General features: G+C 48.7%; 16 protein-coding genes, 1 tRNA gene and 2 pseudogenes. 12 read left to right on the top strand and 7 right to left on the bottom strand.

From position 1 onward, the window contains the following. Positions 1-66: 66 nt before the first annotated feature. Entirely contained in the window at positions 67-1,524 is a 1,458-nt protein-coding gene (gene pepD / locus HU143_RS17430) for a cytosol nonspecific dipeptidase (protein ID WP_023227321.1), read from the bottom strand. Positions 1,525-1,772: 248 nt separating this feature from the next. Between pepD and gpt the strand changes: the two genes are divergently transcribed. The 3 genes from gpt to crl all read left to right on the top strand — a co-directional run bounded on the left by gpt (position 1,773) and on the right by crl (position 4,023). Continuing rightward, the gene (gpt, locus tag HU143_RS17425) at positions 1,773-2,231 is read left to right on the top strand and encodes a xanthine phosphoribosyltransferase (protein ID WP_001292018.1); all 459 of its coding nucleotides are present in this window, start codon (positions 1,773-1,775) and stop codon (positions 2,229-2,231) included. 88 nt (positions 2,232-2,319) lie between these two features. Beyond that, on the top strand, positions 2,320-3,564 hold the full coding sequence (gene frsA / locus HU143_RS17420; protein ID WP_051129355.1) for an esterase FrsA: 1,245 nt from the start codon (positions 2,320-2,322) through the stop codon (positions 3,562-3,564). 57 nt (positions 3,565-3,621) lie between these two features. After that, positions 3,622-4,023 carry a sigma factor-binding protein Crl gene (gene crl, locus HU143_RS17415; RefSeq protein ID WP_000174693.1) on the top strand — a complete coding sequence of 134 codons (402 nt, stop codon included), beginning with the start codon at positions 3,622-3,624 and terminating at the stop codon, positions 4,021-4,023. Positions 4,024-4,073: 50 nt separating this feature from the next. Here crl and phoE read toward each other — a convergent pair whose 3' ends face one another. Beyond that, positions 4,074-5,126 carry a phosphoporin PhoE gene (gene phoE, locus HU143_RS17410; protein ID WP_001043667.1) on the bottom strand — a complete coding sequence of 351 codons (1,053 nt, stop codon included), beginning with the start codon at positions 5,124-5,126 and terminating at the stop codon, positions 4,074-4,076. Positions 5,127-5,408: 282 nt separating this feature from the next. Between phoE and proB the strand changes: the two genes are divergently transcribed. The 4 genes and pseudogenes from proB (at position 5,409) to HU143_RS24620 (ending at position 8,554) form a co-directional block, all read left to right on the top strand. Continuing rightward, positions 5,409-6,512 carry a glutamate 5-kinase gene (gene proB, locus HU143_RS17405; RefSeq protein ID WP_001285275.1) on the top strand — a complete coding sequence of 368 codons (1,104 nt, stop codon included), beginning with the start codon at positions 5,409-5,411 and terminating at the stop codon, positions 6,510-6,512. Between the two features lie 11 nt (positions 6,513-6,523). Further along, positions 6,524-7,774 (top strand): glutamate-5-semialdehyde dehydrogenase, encoded by a 1,251-nt coding sequence (gene proA / locus HU143_RS17400; protein ID WP_000893225.1) that lies wholly within the window; start codon positions 6,524-6,526, stop codon positions 7,772-7,774. 115 nt (positions 7,775-7,889) lie between these two features. After that, positions 7,890-7,965, top strand: a tRNA-Thr gene (locus HU143_RS17395). Between the two features lie 190 nt (positions 7,966-8,155). After that, positions 8,156-8,554, top strand: a pseudogene (locus HU143_RS24620) (hypothetical protein). Between the two features lie 47 nt (positions 8,555-8,601). Here HU143_RS24620 and stbE read toward each other — a convergent pair. From stbE to HU143_RS17365, 5 genes are all read right to left on the bottom strand, one after another. Further along, a complete protein-coding gene (stbE, locus tag HU143_RS17385; RefSeq protein WP_023227313.1) occupies positions 8,602-9,360 on the bottom strand; it encodes a fimbrial biogenesis chaperone StbE in 759 nt (252 codons plus the stop codon). Beyond that, positions 9,326-10,651 (bottom strand): fimbrial usher protein StbD, encoded by a 1,326-nt coding sequence (gene stbD, locus HU143_RS17380; RefSeq protein WP_000899098.1) that lies wholly within the window; start codon positions 10,649-10,651, stop codon positions 9,326-9,328. The genes stbE and stbD overlap by 35 nt, the downstream gene beginning before the upstream one ends. A 4-nt stretch (positions 10,652-10,655) precedes the next feature. Further along, the gene (locus tag HU143_RS17375; protein WP_064441706.1) at positions 10,656-13,217 is read right to left on the bottom strand and encodes a fimbrial outer membrane usher protein; all 2,562 of its coding nucleotides are present in this window, start codon (positions 13,215-13,217) and stop codon (positions 10,656-10,658) included. Continuing rightward, positions 13,201-13,962: a fimbrial biogenesis chaperone StbB gene (gene stbB, locus HU143_RS17370; protein ID WP_000781485.1), complete on the bottom strand. Its 762-nt coding sequence runs from the start codon at positions 13,960-13,962 to the stop codon at positions 13,201-13,203. The genes HU143_RS17375 and stbB overlap by 17 nt, the downstream gene beginning before the upstream one ends. A gap of 61 nt (positions 13,963-14,023) precedes the next feature. Then, positions 14,024-14,560, bottom strand: a complete 537-nt coding sequence (locus tag HU143_RS17365; protein WP_000062033.1) for a fimbrial protein — start codon at positions 14,558-14,560, stop codon at positions 14,024-14,026. Positions 14,561-15,223: 663 nt separating this feature from the next. Here HU143_RS17365 and HU143_RS17360 point away from each other — a divergent pair. The 5 genes and pseudogenes from HU143_RS17360 to HU143_RS17340 all read left to right on the top strand — a co-directional run bounded on the left by HU143_RS17360 (position 15,224) and on the right by HU143_RS17340 (position 19,621). Then, on the top strand, positions 15,224-15,958 hold the full coding sequence (locus tag HU143_RS17360) for a winged helix-turn-helix domain-containing protein (protein ID WP_001005859.1): 735 nt from the start codon (positions 15,224-15,226) through the stop codon (positions 15,956-15,958). Then, positions 15,931-16,231 (top strand): annotated as a pseudogene (locus HU143_RS17355) (hypothetical protein). Before HU143_RS17360 ends, HU143_RS17355 begins: the two are co-directional and overlap by 28 nt. Positions 16,232-16,742: 511 nt before the next feature. After that, positions 16,743-18,317 carry an EAL domain-containing protein gene (locus tag HU143_RS17350; RefSeq protein ID WP_072162162.1) on the top strand — a complete coding sequence of 525 codons (1,575 nt, stop codon included), beginning with the start codon at positions 16,743-16,745 and terminating at the stop codon, positions 18,315-18,317. Positions 18,318-18,416: 99 nt separating this feature from the next. Continuing rightward, a complete protein-coding gene (locus HU143_RS17345; RefSeq protein ID WP_023227310.1) occupies positions 18,417-19,160 on the top strand; it encodes a winged helix-turn-helix domain-containing protein in 744 nt (247 codons plus the stop codon). Next, complete coding sequence (locus HU143_RS17340) at positions 19,133-19,621, top strand: hypothetical protein (protein ID WP_000545421.1); 489 nt, start codon at positions 19,133-19,135, stop codon at positions 19,619-19,621. The genes HU143_RS17345 and HU143_RS17340 overlap by 28 nt, the downstream gene beginning before the upstream one ends. The last annotated feature ends 5 nt before the right edge of the window (positions 19,622-19,626 follow it).

The following is a 19,626-nucleotide window of genomic DNA, read 5'->3' as shown; positions in this document are numbered from 1 at the left end:
CAATGGATACCCGATATTCCATATTGATAGCCCGTCCAGAAATGGGACGGGCATTTTAGCGCTTTCTTACTTCGCAGGAATCGCTTTCAGCAATTCGGTCAGCAGAGTCCAGTAGTGGCCGACGCTTTCGATATGTACCTGCTCATCCGGAGAGTGAGGTCCGGTAATGGTAGGCCCAATAGAAACCATGTCCATATCCGGATAGGGTTTCTTAAACAGACCGCATTCCAGGCCGGCGTGGATAATCTGGATGTTCGGTGTCTTGTTGAACAGACGCTGATAGGTTTCCCGCACCAGGTGCATCACCGGCGAGTTCGCATCGGGCTGCCAGCCAGGATAGCTGCCTTTTGCTTCGGTTTTCGCGCCAGCCAGCTTGCCCAGCGAATCCAGCATACTCACCACATAATCTTTACCGCTGTCGATAAGAGAGCGAATCAGGCAGTGAATTTCGACATTCGCCTCAGACATTGTGACCACACCAACGTTCAGCGATGTTTCCACTACGCCTTTCGCCACGTCTGAATTGCGGATCACGCCGTTCGGCGTTGCGTTCAGCAGGCGCACAAAGGTATCGCGTGACGGCGCGGTCAATGCGGCTTTATCATTCGCAACGTCATTGAGTTGCAGCGTCAGGTTTTTCTCTTTTTCCGCCAGTTCGTTTTTCAGAATATCCTGGTAAGCGTTCACTAATGTTTTCAGAGCGCCTACGTTGTCTGCGGCAACGGCGAGGGTAGCGAACGCTTCGCGCGGAATCGCGTTACGCAGCGTGCCGCCGTTGAAATCGATCAGACGCAGATCCAGTTCTTCTGCGTGCCCGGCCAGAAAACGCGCCAGCAATTTGTTGGCATTGCCAAGGCCGAGGTGAATTTCACCACCGGAGTGGCCGCCTTTCAGGCCTTTCAGGGTTAGCTTAAAGCATGCAAATCCTGCGGGTACAGCTTCACGGGTCAACGGCAGATTAGAGGTAAAATCGATGCCGCCTGCGCAGCCCATATAGATCTCACCTTCTTCTTCAGAGTCGGTGTTGATCAGGATGTCGGCCTGCAACCAGCCGGACTGGAGGCCGAACGCGCCATCCATGCCGGCTTCTTCGGTCATGGTCAGCAGCACTTCCAGCGGGCCGTGGACGACATTATCATCAGCCAGTACCGCTAACGCAGAAGCCATTCCAATACCATTGTCGGCGCCGAGCGTAGTACCGCGCGCTTTAACCCATTCGCCATCAATATAAGGCTGGATAGGATCTGTAGTGAAGTCGTGAACGGTGTCGCTATTTTTTTGCGGCACCATATCCAGATGCGCCTGTAAAACGACCGGCTTGCGATTTTCCATACCTGCAGTGGCGGGCTTACGGATCAGAATATTACCGACCTGGTCGCGATCCACGTAAAGGCCTTTCTCTTTGGCCCAACTCACAATATGTTCCGCGAGTTGCTCTTCGTGATAGGACGGGTGAGGAATAGAACAGATTTTGGCAAAAATATCCCACAAAGGTTGTGGTGATAACTGAGACAGTTCAGACACGATAAGTCTCCTTGGCGGTGGTCTGAAAAACGTTCTTACAGGCCACAGGGTTAGCGGAATTGATAACTCTTACGAGATGCGACTGAGAATACCACTTTCTCCGCCTGCGGGTAGTATAAAGCATACAAAAAGAGGCGTGGATTCCGCTAAACACTGGTTTTTAGCGCGTCAGGTCTCTATAATCTCGCGCAACTATTTCCCCCTCGAACACTTTTTAAGCCGTAGATAAACAGGCTGGGACACTTCACATGAGCGAAAAATACGTCGTCACCTGGGACATGTTGCAGATTCACGCACGCAAACTGGCGAGCCGCCTCATGCCTTCAGAACAATGGAAAGGCATTATTGCCGTAAGTCGTGGCGGCCTTGTACCGGGCGCACTACTGGCGCGTGAATTGGGCATTCGTCATGTCGATACCGTATGCATCTCCAGCTACGATCACGATAACCAGCGCGAACTGAAAGTGCTGAAACGTGCAGAAGGCGACGGCGAAGGCTTTATCGTCATCGACGATCTGGTCGATACCGGCGGCACCGCCGTCGCGATTCGCGAAATGTACCCTAAAGCGCATTTCGTCACGATTTTCGCTAAACCGGCGGGCCGTCCGCTGGTTGATGATTATGTTATTGATATTCCTCAGAACACCTGGATTGAGCAGCCCTGGGATATGGGTGTGGTATTTGTACCGCCGATTTCAGGTCGTTAATCAGCAGCTTTTCAGAGCGCCCGGCAATGCCGGGCGCTGTTTTATTGGTTACAATAAGCCTCTATGAGTATCCAAGGAGGCTGCACGAATGACACAGGCTAACCTCAGCGAAACCCTGTTCAAACCCCGCTTTAAACATACTGAAACGTCTACCCTTGTCCGTCGGTTCAATCGTGGGTCGCAGCCGCCCATGCAATCCGCGCTGGACGGTAAGAACGTCCCGCACTGGTATCGCATGATAAACCGCCTGATGTGGATTTGGCGCGGCGTTGATCCACGAGAAATCCTTGATGTGCAGGCGCGTATTGTGATGAGCGACGCAGAGCGAACGGATGATGATTTATACGATACGGTCATCGGTTACCGCGGCGGCAACTGGATTTATGAGTGGGCAAAGCAGGCGATGGACTGGCAGCAGAAAGCCTGTCAGGAACAGGACGCCATGCGCAGCGGACGCTACTGGCTTCATGCCTCAACGCTCTATAACATTGCCGCCTACCCGCATTTGAAGGGCGATGAGCTGGCGGAGCAGGCGCAGGCGCTGGCGAATCGCGCCTATGAAGAGGCCGCGCAGCGGTTGCCAGGCTCGTTACGTGAAATGGAATTTGCCGTTCCTGGCGGTTCGCCTGTCACCGCGTTTTTACATATGCCGAAAGGGGATGGTCCGTTTCCGATGGTGCTCATGTGCGGCGGCCTGGACGCCATGCAAACCGACTATTACACCCTGTATGAACGCTATTTCGCGCCGCGCGGTATTGCAATGTTAACGCTTGATATGCCTTCGGTTGGATTTTCATCAAAGTGGAAATTAACCCAGGATTCTAGCTTGCTCCACCAGCATGTGTTAAAAGCGCTTCCTAATGTCCCCTGGGTGGATCATACCCGTGTTGCGGCGTTTGGTTTCCGTTTTGGCGCCAATGTTGCGGTGCGTCTGGCCTATCTGGAAGCGCCGCGTTTGAAAGCGGTGGCTTGCCTGGGGCCGGTGGTCCATGCGCTACTTAGCGATCCGCAACGACAGAGCACGGTGCCGGAGATGTATCTGGATGTGCTGGCCAGCCGTCTGGGTATGCATGATGCTTCGGATGAGGCGCTGCGTGTGGAGCTCAATCGCTATTCGTTGAAAGTACAGGGGCTACTGGGCAGACGTTGTCCTACGCCAATGCTTTCCGGCTTCTGGAAAAACGATCCTTTCAGCCCGGAAGAAGAGTCTCGCTTAATTACAACATCATCTTCAGACGGTAAGCTGATAGAGATCCCTTTTAACCCGGTGTACCGCAATTTTGACCGCGCGCTGCAAGAAATTACCGACTGGATTAATCATAGATTGTGTTAATAGATTGATAAATTCTATTGATTTGGTAAAACAGTTGCTTCATTAAAGGAGATCGCAATGACGTTACCGAGTGGACACCCGAAAAGTAGATTGATCAAGAAATTTACCGCGCTTGGCCCCTATATCCGGGAAGGGCAGTGCGAAGACAATCGTTTTTTTTTCGATTGCCTGGCAGTTTGCGTCAACGTGAAGCCCGCGCCAGAGAAGCGTGAATTTTGGGGCTGGTGGATGGAGCTGGAAGCACAAGAGAAACGCTTCACTTATCGTTATCAGTTTGGTTTGTTTGATAAAGAGGGCAACTGGACCGCAGTGCCGATTAACGAAACCGAAGTGGTGGAGCGACTGGAATACACGCTACGCGAGTTTCATGAAAAGCTACGCGACCTGCTGATTTCTATGGAGCTGGCGCTGGAGCCGTCTGACGATTTCAACGACGAGCCGGTAAAACTGTCGGCATAACCCTGCTGTCATGCCTGATGGCGTAGCGCCATCAGGCACAATGCGACTTATCAGAACTGGTAGGTCAACCCTATTGCCACAATATCATCGTCATTAATGCCTAACGTGTTATCGCTATCAAGCTGATTGATTTTGTAATCTACAAACGCGGACATATTTTTGTTGAAGTAATAGGTTGCGCCAACGTCAATGTAATTCACCAAATCCTCACTGCCGACGCCCTCAATATCTTTGCCTTTTGACAGCACATAGCCTAATGACGGACGCAGACCAAAATCAAACTGATACTGGATAACTGCCTCGAAGTTTTGGGTTTTATTGGCAAATCCGCCGGAAACTGGCGTCATGTTGCGGGTTTCTGAATAGAAAGTCGCAATATAAATATCATTCGCGTCATACTTTACACCCGTAGCCCAGGCTTCGGCTTTATCGCCCGTACCGCGGCGCTGCAGATTTTGCTCCCTGGTGCGATCGGAGAGAGTATAAGCGCCGCTGACGGCAAAATCGCTGCCGCCGAAATCATAGCTCACGGAAGTGCCGAAGCCGTCGCCGTTTTGCTTTTTCACATCGCGATCTTCGTTTTTCCCCTGATACTGTAAGGTAAGATCCAGTCCATCAACGATGCCGAAGAAATCGGTATTGCGGTAAGTCGCCAGCCCGCTGGCGCGTTTAGTCATAAAATTATCGGTCTGGGCGGAAGAGTCGCCGCCGAATTCGGGAAACATATCCGTCCAGGCCTCAACATCGTACAGCGCGCCCAGGTTACGTCCATAGTCAAAAGAACCGATATCTTTTAATTTCAGGCCTGCAAAGGCCAGGCGGGTTTTTTGCTGGGACGAATCACTTTCGGCTTTATTACCGGCAAACTCAGCTTCCCAGCGCCCGTAGCCGGTCAATTGATCGTTAATTTGCGTTTCGCCTTTAAAACCAAAACGAACGTAGCTTTGATCGCCATCTTTGCTGTCATAATCGCTCATATAGTGCATGGCTTTAACTTTTCCATACACATCAAGCTTATTACCGTTTTTATTGTAAACCTCGGCGGCGTGAACAGAGGCTGATGCGATGATACTCACCACTATTGCCAGAGTGCTCTTATTCATTTCCATTCCTGTTTTAATTACGCGCTATGATTTGTCGGGAAACCCGGTAAAAAACAGGAAGGTTTTTAACGTTCGGTAATGAAAGATTTATGACAAAGTGAGAATTTTTTTAAAAAAATATGTTTAATTGTTGCGGTAATAAAATGGTCAAATTCTGCCGCTACGCTTGCTGATCCTGCGCAACAAAATTTCACGCTACGCGTACAGGTTGTTGGCAACCGGAGCCAGTCCTGCTAAAACGTTCATTTGGTCTTTATTTCTTATTTTGAACGGCAGAGAATCATGAGTGACAGCCAGACGCTGGTCGTAAAACTCGGCACCAGCGTGCTAACAGGCGGATCGCGCCGCCTGAACCGTGCCCATATCGTAGAACTTGTCCGCCAGTGCGCGCAGCTACACGCCGCAGGACATCGTATTGTTATTGTTACCTCTGGCGCGATTGCCGCCGGGCGTGAACATCTCGGCTACCCGGAACTGCCGGCAACGATCGCCTCTAAACAGCTTCTGGCGGCGGTAGGGCAAAGCCGCCTGATTCAACTGTGGGAGCAGTTGTTTTCAATTTACGGTATCCATATCGGGCAGATGCTGTTGACGCGTGCGGATATGGAAGACAGAGAGCGCTTTCTGAACGCCCGCGATACGCTACGTGCATTACTGGATAACCATATTGTGCCGGTTATCAATGAAAATGATGCCGTTGCGACAGCGGAAATTAAAGTGGGCGATAACGATAACCTCTCCGCGCTGGCGGCGATCCTGGCAGGCGCGGATAAACTGCTGCTGCTGACCGATCAGCAAGGATTATTTACCGCCGATCCGCGTAGCAATCCGCAGGCGGAGCTTATCAAAGATGTGTATGGCGTTGACGATGCGCTGCGCTCTATCGCGGGAGACAGCGTTTCCGGGCTGGGAACCGGTGGTATGAGCACTAAGCTTCAGGCGGCAGACGTAGCCTGTCGCGCGGGTATTGATACGATTATTGCCTCAGGCAGTAAACCGGGCGTGATCGGCGATGTGATGGAGGGGATTTCCGTCGGCACCCGTTTTCATGCGCAAGCCTCGCCGCTGGAGAACCGCAAACGCTGGATCTTCGGCGCGCCGCCGGCAGGCGAAATTACGGTTGATGAAGGCGCGACCGCGGCAATGCTGGAACGTGGCAGTTCACTTCTGCCAAAAGGCATCAAAAGCGTGACGGGCAATTTCTCGCGGGGGGAGGTCATCAGAATTTGTAACCTGCAAGGGCGTGATATCGCTCATGGCGTCAGCCGTTATAACAGTGATGCTCTGCGGCGGATAGCCGGTCACCACTCTCAACAAATCGATGCGATTCTGGGCTATGAATATGGCCCGGTCGCTGTTCATCGTGATGACATGATTACTCGATAAGGAACAGGCATATGCTGGAACAAATGGGCATTGCTGCTAAAGCGGCGTCGTATAAGCTGGCGCTGCTCTCCAGCGGCGAAAAAAATCGCGTGCTGGAAAAAATAGCCGATGAACTGGAAGCGCAAATGGAAAGTATCCTCAGCGCGAACGTACAAGATGTTGAGCAGGCGCGAGCCAACGGCCTGAGCGAAGCGATGCTGGACCGCCTGGCGCTGACCCCTGCGCGTCTGAAAGCGATTGCTGACGATGTGCGCCAGGTCTGTAATCTCGCCGACCCGGTCGGGCAGGTGATCGACGGCGGTCTGCTGGATAGCGGGCTACGTCTGGAGCGCCGCCGCGTGCCGTTGGGCGTGGTTGGCGTTATCTATGAGGCGCGTCCGAATGTTACCGTTGATGTGGCTTCTTTGTGTCTGAAAACCGGTAATGCGGTGATTCTACGCGGTGGGAAAGAGACGCATCGCACGAATGCCGCAACCGTTCGTGTCATTCAGAAGGCGCTGAAAGCTTGCGGTTTACCGGAGGCGGCGGTTCAGGCGATTGATAATCCGGATCGTTCGCTGGTCAATGAAATGCTGCGTATGGATAAGTACATCGATATGCTGATCCCGCGCGGCGGCGCAGGCTTGCATAAACTGTGTCGCGAGCAATCCACCATTCCGGTGATTACCGGCGGGATTGGCGTGTGCCATATTTTTGTTGATAGCAGCGCAGACATCGCCCCGGCGCTGAAGATTATTGTTAACGCCAAAACCCAGCGCCCGAGCACCTGTAACACGGTGGAAACCTTGCTGGTGCATCAGGACATCGCAGAACGCTTTTTGCCTGCTCTGAGCAAGCAGATGGCGGAGAGCGGCGTGACGTTGCATGGGGATGAAACCGTCATGCAGGTACTGCATGGCCCTGCCAAACTGGTGCCGCTGAAACCGGAAGAGCTGGATAACGAGTTTCTGTCTCTGGATCTGAACGTTGTGGTGGTCGAAAATATGGATGGCGCTATCGCCCACATTCGCGAACATGGTACTCAGCACTCCGATGCAATTTTAACGTGCGATATGCATAATGCTGCGCGTTTCGTGAACGAAGTGGATTCCGCTGCGGTTTATGTCAACGCCTCTACCCGTTTCACCGATGGCGGGCAGTTTGGGCTTGGCGCAGAAGTGGCGGTCAGCACGCAGAAATTACATGCCCGCGGTCCGATGGGGCTTGAAGCGCTTACCACCTATAAGTGGATAGGCTTTGGCGATGGTACGATTCGTGCGTAATTAATGACGAGCGGTGCAAAAATAGCCGGTTGAGTAGCAAGGCTATTGACGCACCGCCCGGTTAGTTTTAACCTTCTACCCCGTGATTCACCCATGTGAACACACCCTTCTCAGGGCCGATATAGCTCAGTTGGTAGAGCAGCGCATTCGTAATGCGAAGGTCGTAGGTTCGACTCCTATTATCGGCACCATCTCAATCAAGCGGTTACAAACTTTTCTTTCATAACAATCTTCTCATTTTCTTTCTCGCGTACTTGTTTGGCATGGTATGGATGTCTGTAAGGACGTCAGTTCGGAAAGCATTCATTCTGCATGGTATGCCTTTCGCTATTCTCAGGGGCGTGAAATGACAGTTTTCTTTGACGGAGTCTATATAATAATATGAAATTGATAATAATTCTCCTTCTCGCGTTATTCCCGTTATTTTCATCTGCCAGCAATCATTATGCCCTTGTTTTTGAAAATAACACGATACTGCTTGTTTTAAATCTTAAATGTTCCCCCTGTGATTTAAACTGCGCAAATATTCAATATCAGATTTTCAATAAAGAGACGGAGTCTGTTATTTAAGGGACTGCTAAGCCTGTGACAACGGGTATCGGAAATAATTTTCGTGGTTATATGATGCGTAATAATAATACGTTCTACACATTAATTGAATCAGATAATGAAAACGTATGGGATATGTCTGTTGAGGAGAAGGGAACTCAACAGAACAAAGATGCCGTGCAAAAAGTAAAATATCAGCTTAATGCTATTTTTGACAATGGTACATGCTGAATTCTGGCCTGTCTCAGGGATACGATCGTATCCCTGAATATTTCCCATCAAAACTCAGCAATAAAATCACTCTTACTAATATATTTTTCCAGTATGGCGGTATATTGTCGCCAGTTCCCGGAGTCGTTGATTACTGCATAATTTATCGATGCTCCCGGCGTTGGCGAGCGTGTTAGCGGCACATCACGTGCTGTTTTCGGCGCAACCATGATATCGCCGATACTTTTCTTGTCATCCGTCGTTAGTGTTAAACTCATATACCACGAGGTGGGGTTAACTATCCGTATAGTATTCTCTTTAGCAATAAAGCGTAATTTTTTCTCCTCCGCTTCCGTTGGCGCTTTTAATCCGGTCGGGCGAATTAAAATTTTTAGCCGCAAACGAAGCGGTAATACCAGTTTTCGCGGGTGGTTTTTAATATCCTGGGGGAGTGGCGGTATCTGATAAATGTTTAGCCAGAAGAGACTCTCCCGGTCCGTTGCCAGCTGCTGGCGGGAACTCAGGAGCAGGCGAAGCGTTCTCAGTTCTCCTGGCTGCATTTTAAATACCGGCGGCAGCGCCACCAGCGGCGTTTTGCTGTTATCCGGAGAGGCGTCAATGTTTCCGGCGTCGGTCCATACCTGTAACAGCATCGGCGTTGTATTATCGTTGGATAATGTCAACGATTGAGCGACCTCATCTGAAGCAAAAATAATTCGGGTTCTGTCAATATTAACGGCAGCTTGTGCCGGGCCATACCATCCCGTCAACCCAAGTAGCGTTAATATGACTTTACTGAAAACTAACCACTGCCTGTAATTGCGCATTCACGCTTCCTGCCGTTACTGTTTGTCCGCCGATCGCCTCAAGCGAGGCAGTAAAATCACCGCTGTAGGTTTCTACTGAACCGGATGATACCCGTGTGGTTAAATCTTTATAGCCATACCAGCCTCGGGCGTTGCCGGTGCCTGTCTTGATCCGATCGGGTAACAGGTTAATTGGCGTACCGGCATCGTTATAGATGCGGATACCCACTCCGGAAGCTACGCCAGGTTCGCCATAATGGGTGTCCAGTAGCCACGACAGACCGCCTGCGGATGTGGTTAGCCCCAGGCGACGCGCCGCCGCCACGGCGGTGGGTTGATTAACGACAAACCCCATTGCGACATTAGCGGCGCTGGTGGACGGGAGGGCACTGGACACGGCACCGGACTCACATTCCAGGCTGACGTGGAAAGGCGCCTGACTATTACCTCCGGCGGCTAATATGCCGACGGCAACAGGGGGAATTTTCACGATCGCAGGATAATCTGTGATTTTACATAACGCGCCGCGAACATAGGTGACGCTATTATATGTACTCCATGCCCCGGGCCAATAGCTGGGCCAGCCATAATAATCGCTGGCATGATCCAGTCCCGCTTTGATCCGCTCGGTAATCAAGCCTGGGCCTTTAAACGCGATATAACCCCGAGGCTGCGTCCAGGTATCTCGGTCCATTGGATTCTGGTAGGCAAAATATTTTCTTGAGTCAATTTTAAACATCTCATATAGCACGTTGCTAAACGCGCTGGCAGGAATATAAATATATTTGTCATCCTGAAACCAACTGTCTGCGGTAAGTTGGCGTTCTTTCCAGAAACGGCTGTAATATTCGCCGGTACTGAGGTTTGTCATACGGACAGCAACATTACGCTCCACATCATAATAAGCGCCTTCTACTTCGGGAGTAAAAAATGCCCCCGCAAAAGCGCTATCGCCATTTGTCGAATACATCTCATAGAGCTTCCCGGCATCGGCGGAATCGCAGCGGTAAAGTACCTGTTTACTGGAATAGGGCGTGCCGGTGGCAGCCGTCAGGAAGTTACCGATCCCACTGGCCAATAGTGTGCCGGAGGGTTGAAAAGTTTCACTATTACTGACGCTAATCACCGTTGGCAAACCGATATTACCGGTATTCGTGTCAGTTGCGCCGATCCAGTTTTGCGCCGTGTAGCCCGCTTTTATCGCCGCGTCAGAGAGCGCGCTCTTATCGGTGACTTTGATACATGACGACCATGTTCCGGCGCTGACGAACAGGCTGGTGATAAACAATAGCGTTCGGAAACTAAAAAGCATTGTGCTATTCCTTCTCGCAGATTTTGTTCAGATAGAGAAACGGTTCTTTGGTGTGAAGATCGAGTTGGTAGGCAACCCGGCAACGCTGGTTTGCCCCTGTTCCCCAGCGCACCAGTAGAGAACCCGACGGATGGGCGATACGGGCATAAATCTGCCCACTCTGGCCGACCATGCCGATGTTTGTGCCTTCACCGTTGAAAACATCAGCGCCCATTGGCGGTATGCCGCCATCCGGCATCTTCACGGAGATCAGCACTGCTTTGCCGCTGATAGTGGCGAAATTGACACGCGCGATGGCGCCGGCATAGGGCACAATCTGCTGACTTCCTCCCGTCAGTTCGGCATCGCTGCGCATCTTACGGGTATCGAGCGTAACGTTATTGACGCGGTAAGGAGATAACGAAGGCAGAATGGCGTAACCAAAGCGATCAACCACAGCGCCCTGGCCATTTTGTACGATCGCGCCCTGCGCGCCATCGGCATGAATAAGCGCAAAGGTATCGCTGGTATAGGGGCCAGCCGTCAGACCGCCAGGGTGAAGAACCAGGGTGCCGGACGCGCCCAGCCCTTCCTGACGATAGTTATCACCCTGGTCATAGTTGGCGCGAAGTGCGCCAAACCGGGTGTTCTGTTGTAGATTACCGCCAAACGTCGTTGGCGCGCTGCTATCGCTATTACTATTGCGATAACGCTCGTAGCCGCCATAAACCGACCATGACAGGTCGCTGTTTTCACCGCTACTGCCGGTCATAGATACGGTTGAGGAACGGCTTTGACTGGACTGGTTATAATTCATGGCGACAGACGTTCTGTTTTCGCCCCAATCCAGCGGTATAGAGACATTAAACGACATTGTGGTTTCGGTATATTTTTGTCGGCTACTCACGTCCAGTGGTTCGTTAACGCCGTGATAAGAGCGATCGTAATCCCAGGTGGTGCGCTGTCGTGCGATATTCACCCCGTAGCTTATATTCCGCCACTGGTTGCTATACCCCATTTGTAGCTGTGTTATACGCGATTGGTTATTGTAGTAGTCTGCGGTGCTGGCGCTGAGGTTAAGCGTGCCAAGCCGTCCTAACGGCTGGCTTACCGTCGCGGACAGGCGATTGCGCTGATGCAGCGTGTCGGAGTAGTAATCAATCCCCGTTTTTGCTTCCCGGCGTACGCCGAGCACGTCCTGAAGATCGCGAAAGCCGTTGGTTGAATAACGATAAGCCGCCAGTACCAGGTTAGTGCCGGTGGTAAACGTTTTGCTGTAACTGAGTTCCGCGCGCCAGCCTTGCTGGCGATAGTTATGCTCTGCGCGCGCGTTCGACCAGGTGGCGTTAAGGCCGAACGCGCCCATACCGGTGGCCCAGACGCCGCCCGCCAGCCATGCCTGGTAACGCTGCGCAATTCGTGAACCGAGGTTGAGGGTAATGGTGTTATTAACGCCGTGCTGGAACGTTCCCTCAAAGAAACGATTTTCAATATCGTAGTACTGACGAACCCTGCCGAAGGCCAGCGAATAGTGCCAGTTACCGGGGCGTACCGAATCCGGCACGGAAGAATAAGGCACGGTGAAACGTGAGGTTTTACCGCTGGCCTCGATAACCTCTACCTCCAGATCGCCTTGATAACGGGTGTTGTACAGATCGTCAATATAAAATGGGCCCGGCGGAACGTTGGTTTCATAAATCACTTTCCCCAGTTGTTTTACTACCACGTGCGCGCTACTGGCCGCTACGCCCCGAACTTCCGGCGCATAACCGCGTTTGCCCTGCGGGCGCATCCGCTCGTCGGTGACTAGTTTAGCTCCGTTAAAAGACAGACTGCCGAATAAGCTGGAGTCCGTATAGCTATCGCCCAGCGACAGAATACTGTTAATAGACGCGACAGGTCTTTGCACCCAGGTTCGAACGCTATTATAGCGCCAGGCGCTTCCGCTCTGGTTGCTATTGGCATAGCGCAGATTACTTTGATGACGGACCTGCCAAAGTCCGAGGTTAACGCCCATGTTTAAACCGCTCCATAAGTATTGGTAGCGATAATGGCTGTCGGTATTTTCGGTGTGGGTCCAGTTTGTGTTATGGCGTAAAAACAGCGCCAGCGCGCCGCTATCCCACTCTGAAGGGGAGATATAACCGCGCGGTTTGTGCGTAAGTTCGGTCATTGGAATCGTCAGCAACAGGCGAAGCGTGGCGCTATCAAATTGCCAACCGGCATGAGGCACCCACTCCCTGAGCGGGCGACACTCGGTCGCAGCGTCGGTCGCGGGGAGTGATTTTATCTGTGCCGCTTTCATCACCGATAAGGGCAGGCAGGGTTCAGCTTGTTGACCCTCTTTTACAGCATTAAATCGAATATTAGTGCTCGAGGCTACCAGCGTGCCATTAACGTAAACGTCGGCAAGATAGTCTCCGGAAGGCGTTTGCTGTTCATTAAAACGGGCAATATTTTGTCCGTAAGTGGCCCCCTGAAGTAGCGCAGGATCAAAATAATACTCTTCACCCTGCGCGGAGCCTGAGCAAACTATGGCGATCAATAGCGCAAGGCTTTTGCGGTTCAAATTAATGGTGGGGGACATCGTAGCTCTCGCTTATCCTTGCGCCCAGGTCGTTAACCAAAGTAACGGTGACTGTACCGGAGAAGGATTTGAGTGACCGTTTGCCCGGCAGCCACCAGGTTTGACTGGAGAAAGGGGCAATCATGTCAGCATCCAGGTTATACGAAGCGCCGTTCACTTTTACATTCAGGTTACTTAAAGAGGCAAACCAGGGCTGCGGATTAACAATAACAATACCGCTTTTTCCGGAACCCTTATTCACCGTTTTAATCTGTAGTTTTTTCGCCAGATTATCAGGTTTACCTAGCCCGTCAGGACGATAGAAAAGTTTTATTCTTGAGCGCAGCATCACCAACATTTTATTTTGCCCGCTGTCGCTGCCAATATTCGTTGGTGGCACCTGTAATACGTTAAACCAGAATACTGACTCACGATCCTGCGGCAATTTTTTCGTGTTGTTATAAATTACACGTACCACCTGGCCTGCTTTGGGTTGAATACGAAATACTGGCGGCGTGGCAATAAACGGCATCGCGCTGCTATTTTCCGGGCTGGTATTCATATCGCCATCGTCAAACCAGGTTTGTACGATATAAGGTATTGCATCATTATTTTTTAACTGCACATCTACGGAGGAGGCTGTTGATGGGTAAATTATTCGGCTACCCAAAATAGTAACGCTCGCCCACGATGCTGTGGCGGGTAGGGCCAGGAATAGAAAAACTATTAAGTAATATAATGCGGAATGTCGGGTATCCATTTTCATCTCAACAACTCCCTGGCGATTGAAAATGGTCTGGCGTTTCAACGCCAGACCGTAGCGACAATTATTTATACGAAACGGCGTATTGTAGGGTGGCAGCGACTGTCCCAGCCTCTGCTTTCCCGGTAGAGTAATACCGCGCGGTATAAGTCGCGCTCGCTTCAGAAGCATTTGGTTCCAGCTGTAGGTCGCCGTCGCCAGTAAAGCCGCCGGTCAGATTGATTGGCTCCCCTGAAGTGTCGAGTAATTGGACTTCAACATTTTTCGCGCTGCCAGTATTACCCAGGTTACCGTTACTGGTGACCTGATTACCGACAAAGACAGTGGAAATTTTTGTTGTTTTGTCCTTAGAGCCGGTACACCCGGACAGCCCAATATCAAACGTTATTGGCCCCGCAGTTTTCCCTTGTTCTGATAAATCTTTAGTACTTACTGTTGGTAATAACACGACGGGTTTAGCCTGATTACCATTAATCACGACAGAGCACGTTTCATCAGAGACTTCCCCTTGAAAGGTGATGGTGTTATCAGAAACAGCCATCGCGCTGCTGGAGACAAGAAGCGAGCCTGTGATCATTGCTAAATACTTTTTCATAGACATATGATAATGTTCCTGTATTAATCTTTACTTTTTCAGGACGAGTGCAATTCGCCCGAATGTTTCGTGCTTATGGAGGAGTGGTAAAAATAACGATCATTAACTCTATTTTTGGATGTGAGCTATACCCTCCTGACTATTGATAATGCGATATAAAACAAACAGACTTATTTCTCTTATCATGAAATAGAGCGATAAGCGCTTTCGTCCATACATCTCATTAGTACAACTGATAGTGTTATCATTTGATTGAGTGTAATCCGATAACAATTCTCTCCGCGTCTGAATAGATAGACTATGTTGCAATACAAACCTGCACATTTTTGCTATGTAAAATCCGCATCAGTTAAACCTCCCGATGGATAATACGATGGTGAGATTAAGGTAAATTTTCTGAAATGTGCTTCTGAAACAGTATAATTAGTCTTACTTTTTTCTTACTTTTGGCCTTTCAGAAGTTTCCTGAGTTTGCGTTAAGGTAAAGAAAAGTGTTCAGATTTACCTATAACTGTTTGATTTGTAATGTGCAGGTAATACTTGTGTCAATTATTGTTTACTATAAGTGAGACTTATAAGTTAAACTCAGGTTAATTAGGGGGCTGAATTCTTTTTTGAGCATGATAATATGTCGTCTGAATGATGGATGCAGTTACCTTTAGGATTGTCATGAATGAAAGCATATTTTTACTTGATAAGCGTGTTGTATTTGATAGTACGAAGATGACCTTATCGCATGGTAATGAGATAATCAGAATATCAGAAGCTGAGACCCATCTGCTTCTTGCTTTTTGGCATGGTCTTTACAAAAAAGAAGATATTATTCATTTTGTTTGGGAAAATCGTGGAGGCTGCGTCTCAGAATCAAGTTACTATAAACTCATTAATCAAATGAGAAATGATTTTAGTAGCATCGGTCTACAGCCATCTGATATCGTAACTCGCCCTCGGGTGGGGGTGTCGCTGTCTGTTGCCATTGAACCTATAAAAAAAATCACCTCCCTAAAGGTGAGTGATGAAAACGTTAAAGGCACCCTGACTCGGGAGAACATATTTTACAAAATTAAACGTCACAGCGTATTTGTGGTATTAACAGGAGCCATTCTTTTGGCATTGCTCTATGGTGTATTTACTATATATAAAGCGCCTGTTCGTAACAGCCCTGATAGTTTTTTTACATATCTTGGCGAATATAACGATTATGCAATCTACAAAACAAAAGAGGATAAGGTCACATTAAGTGAAGTAGTTTTTGCTTTTAACTCTCTGAAAATTAAAATTTACCGGCAAAATGGACGCCATCTTTATTATATCAGGGAGCCTAATATGAATATTTTTCTGCAATGCTTAAATCCTGTTGAAATGGCGGTGCCAAAATGTATTACAGTAAAAGAACGTTACTGATTATATTTGTAATATTTATCGCCATTGTCGCAATCGGATCGGTAATAGCGCTTGAGTGGGTAAATCGTGACTCTTATAGAACCAATAATCTTATATGCACGACAAAATCAGAAGCGTATATTGAACCACGAAAATTGTACATGGATGGTGGACTTGTGCTGGATCTTAAATCCGGCAGGATTACCCTACACTACGATGTTACTACCGATACGAAAGAGAAACGGCTTTTTTTTCGTGATATCTGCATCAGCAAACTGCGCAGAACGGGTATGAAAACATTTACTTTTAAAGTCAATTCAGTTAAGACTTTTGAGTCTGATACTGCTGGCGATTTGTTTTCCTGGTTGAGACTGTTACAGCCTGGTACGATTAATGAGTTAAAGATGGTCAAAATTGGGAAAAATACCTACATGTTTTCGCTTAATCGACATTTGTATAATGTGTGTACCACCAGTAGTAACGTTGAGTTGTAGCCAATAATCCCTGTATTGATGGGAATTCGTTCCGTGATGGTTATGTCTCATCAGGCAGTGAACCTGGCATCAGGCTAACATATTGAATGCGTCTTTATTTAGATATCTGCTATCGCTCATTTTAACGATAGTATCCTGCACCTGTTGAGTATTGATATTCTCTTGTCTGTTTTCGGCACAGGGAGTGCCATCTTGCTATCATTAAGAACGTATAACCTATCTCTCAATATTTCTTTTCTCTATTAATGTTACTTTAGTTAACCTATAAAAGCGTACAGTGGCAAAAGGAAGGCCGATAAGAGGGCAATGTTTTGAAAGTAAGAAAGCTATTTCTGATGTTGTTTGTTGCCGTTCCACTGATCGTAATGATATTGGTGGGGTTACTCGCGGGTATCTTCCAGCTAAAACGAGATATCGCCGTCAGCGCCAATACGCTGCTGCGGTTTAGCGCGGATATATCCGCCGCCTCCTGGCAAGTCGCCGGAAAAGCCGCCAGACTGGCTGAGAGTTCCTGTACTGACACGCTGAAAGAACTGTCCAGAACGCGGGCCTTCACTCCTTATGTCCGTGACATTGGGTTTCTGGAAAATGGTGATATCACTTGCTCCTTTGTCACAGGAACCGAACGCTATCATTTTTCCCGGCTGGCAGGGCTTTCCTTACCTGCTTCTTATCCGGAACGGTGGTTGCGATCTATCGGTAGTATGGCCGAAGGACCCGATCGCCTTGTTGTGGTGTATGTGAAAAAAGTAGCAGCGAATAAAGCGGCTTTCGTCATTGTGGATTCGCAGTATGTCCAGGAGCTCATGGAGATATTGGCAGCAGAGAGAGCATCAGCCTTTAGCCTGACATTCGGCGCAGGGGAGGCGATTACCAGCGCTGCGACGTTGCGCGGTAAGGCGTTTTTAACGCAGCGCTTCACCTCAACCGATCACACTCTCCAGCTGATGGTGCGAACCCCTTTCTCAACGTTATCGGCATACTGGTTACAAAACCTTTTTATTTTTGTTCCGCTGTCATTGTGTCTTTCTGTAGGGATGATGTTGTTCTACAGGCGCTGGTATTTAAAACGTTTATCTCTGGCCCGGGAGATTGCCAGGGGGATAACGCACAATGAGTTTACGGTACATTATCAACCTGTTTTTAACGTTAAACACGCTAGTTGCGGCGGCGTGGAGGCGCTAATGCGCTGGCCGCAACCGGATGGCCGTTTTATAACTCCCGATATTTTTATTACCGCCGCAGAAAATGAAGGCATGATTATTCCTCTCTCTCGTCATCTGTTCGAACTGATTGCTCATGACGTGATAAACTGGACTGTACCGGATGATTTCTATATCAGCGTAAATATATCGCCTGCGCATCTTATGGATGACGGTTTTATACAAGATATAGAGGCGCTCAGGACTCGTTTGGGAACGATAACGCTTATGTTGGAGCTCACCGAGCGTAGCCTGATTGTAGAACCTTCACAGGTCGCAGAAAAACTTTCAACGCTCCGTGAAAAAGGCGTGTTAATAGCGATTGATGATTTTGGGACCGGCTATTGCTCCCTCTCCTATCTCCAGCAATTACCTGTAGACTCTCTTAAAATAGACAGAACGTTTATCGATACCATTGATACCAGCAGCGATGATGTTCCTGTCCTGGATACTATCATCACGCTGAGTCAGCGACTGGGGCTTAATGTGGTTGCCGAAGGGGTCAGTACCCAGCACCAATTGCGTTATATCTTAAGCCACGGGGTAGGATTCGTTCAGGGATTTCTTTATGCCAGGCCGATGGAGGCTAATGACTTTATGAGCTGGCTTGGCAAGTCAGCCCAGAGGCAAAATGGTCTGCTCAAGGGGGAAAACGAATCTGCGAGTGGCCTGGTGGCTGAATAATGCAGGAACTCGCTACGGAAAAAAATTCAATAGCACGATATATCCTGGTAATATGTTTATGCCGTGAAGAAACGTGATAGCACTGGGGCGGATATTTTTATGAGTCAGAACAATTATCTGATTGACAAAAGGGTTATTCTTGATTGTGAACGAATGACGCTTTCCTGCGCCGGAGAGTCGATAACGATATCTGAATCGGAACGCAGTTTGCTTATCGCTTTTTATGAAGGCCTTTTTAAAAAAGATGATTTAATTAACTATGTCTGGGGGCGCAAAGGTGTCGTGGTCTCTGATGCCAGTTATTATAAACTGATTAACCAGCTACGAGGATCATTTGATAAAATTGGTCTTAAGGGGGCGTCTGTTGTGACTCGCCCTCGCGTGGGTGTTTTACTCTCCGTTTCCATTGAACCGTTGAGTGATGAGGCGCAAAATACGCCGTTGCCTGCTGTTGCTGAAACAGAAGTATCGACGGTTGAAGTGCGGCACGATGACACTATTATTACCCCAATACCGGGCGCTGTGAATAAAAAAGATTGGCTCTACTTTTGCCTGGCCGCGCTTCTGATGTTTTTTATGATGTATAAAGTTAAGGGTGAAAATATTGATTATTTTACCCTCAATGGTTCGTATGATGGATACACTTTTTATAGTGTAGGGCATGATAAAACCCATCTGACGGATATCGTTGAAGCGTACTCTGAGATGAGTAATGAAATACATAAACAAAACGGGAAAATCATTTATTATATTCGCGTTCCTAATACAAATATTTTTGTCCAGTGTCTTAACCAACTTGATATAGCGGAGCCGAAATGCATTTCCATAAAAGAACGTTATTAAGCGTGGCGACGCTTGGAATGTTGGCTGTTTCAGTCGTACTGATGGTAGTTTGGGTACGAAACAGTAACCATAGTTCTATTAATACTAATGAATTTTTATGTACGACAAGAACGGTAACGACGATACAGCCTAAAGATATCCATGCCGATGGCAGTCTTGTTCTTGATTTTAAGATGAAGAGAATTACGCTTCAATATGAAATAAAAACAAAAGATAACGGTGTAAAAATATTATACCGGGACGTGTATATGAAAAATTTACATCGAACAGCGCCTGGTGTTTATACGTTCGAAGTATCCCAGGTAAAAGTCTTTGCCACGGATACGGCTGGCGAGCTGTTATCACATTTACGGGTTTTGCATCCGGAAGCGGCTAATGAGATTCGAATATCTAAAGTGGGTGAGAAAACCTTTTTCTATTCTCTTAATCGGCAGCTTTATAACGTTTGTACCGCGCAGTAGATCTG

The sequence above is a fragment of the Salmonella sp. SJTUF14076 genome (assembly GCF_015534835.1).
In the GTDB taxonomy this organism is placed as follows: domain Bacteria; phylum Pseudomonadota; class Gammaproteobacteria; order Enterobacterales; family Enterobacteriaceae; genus Salmonella; species Salmonella enterica.
The sequence above is the reverse complement of the archived record's forward strand: the minus strand, read 5'-3'. Positions and strand labels throughout refer to the sequence as shown.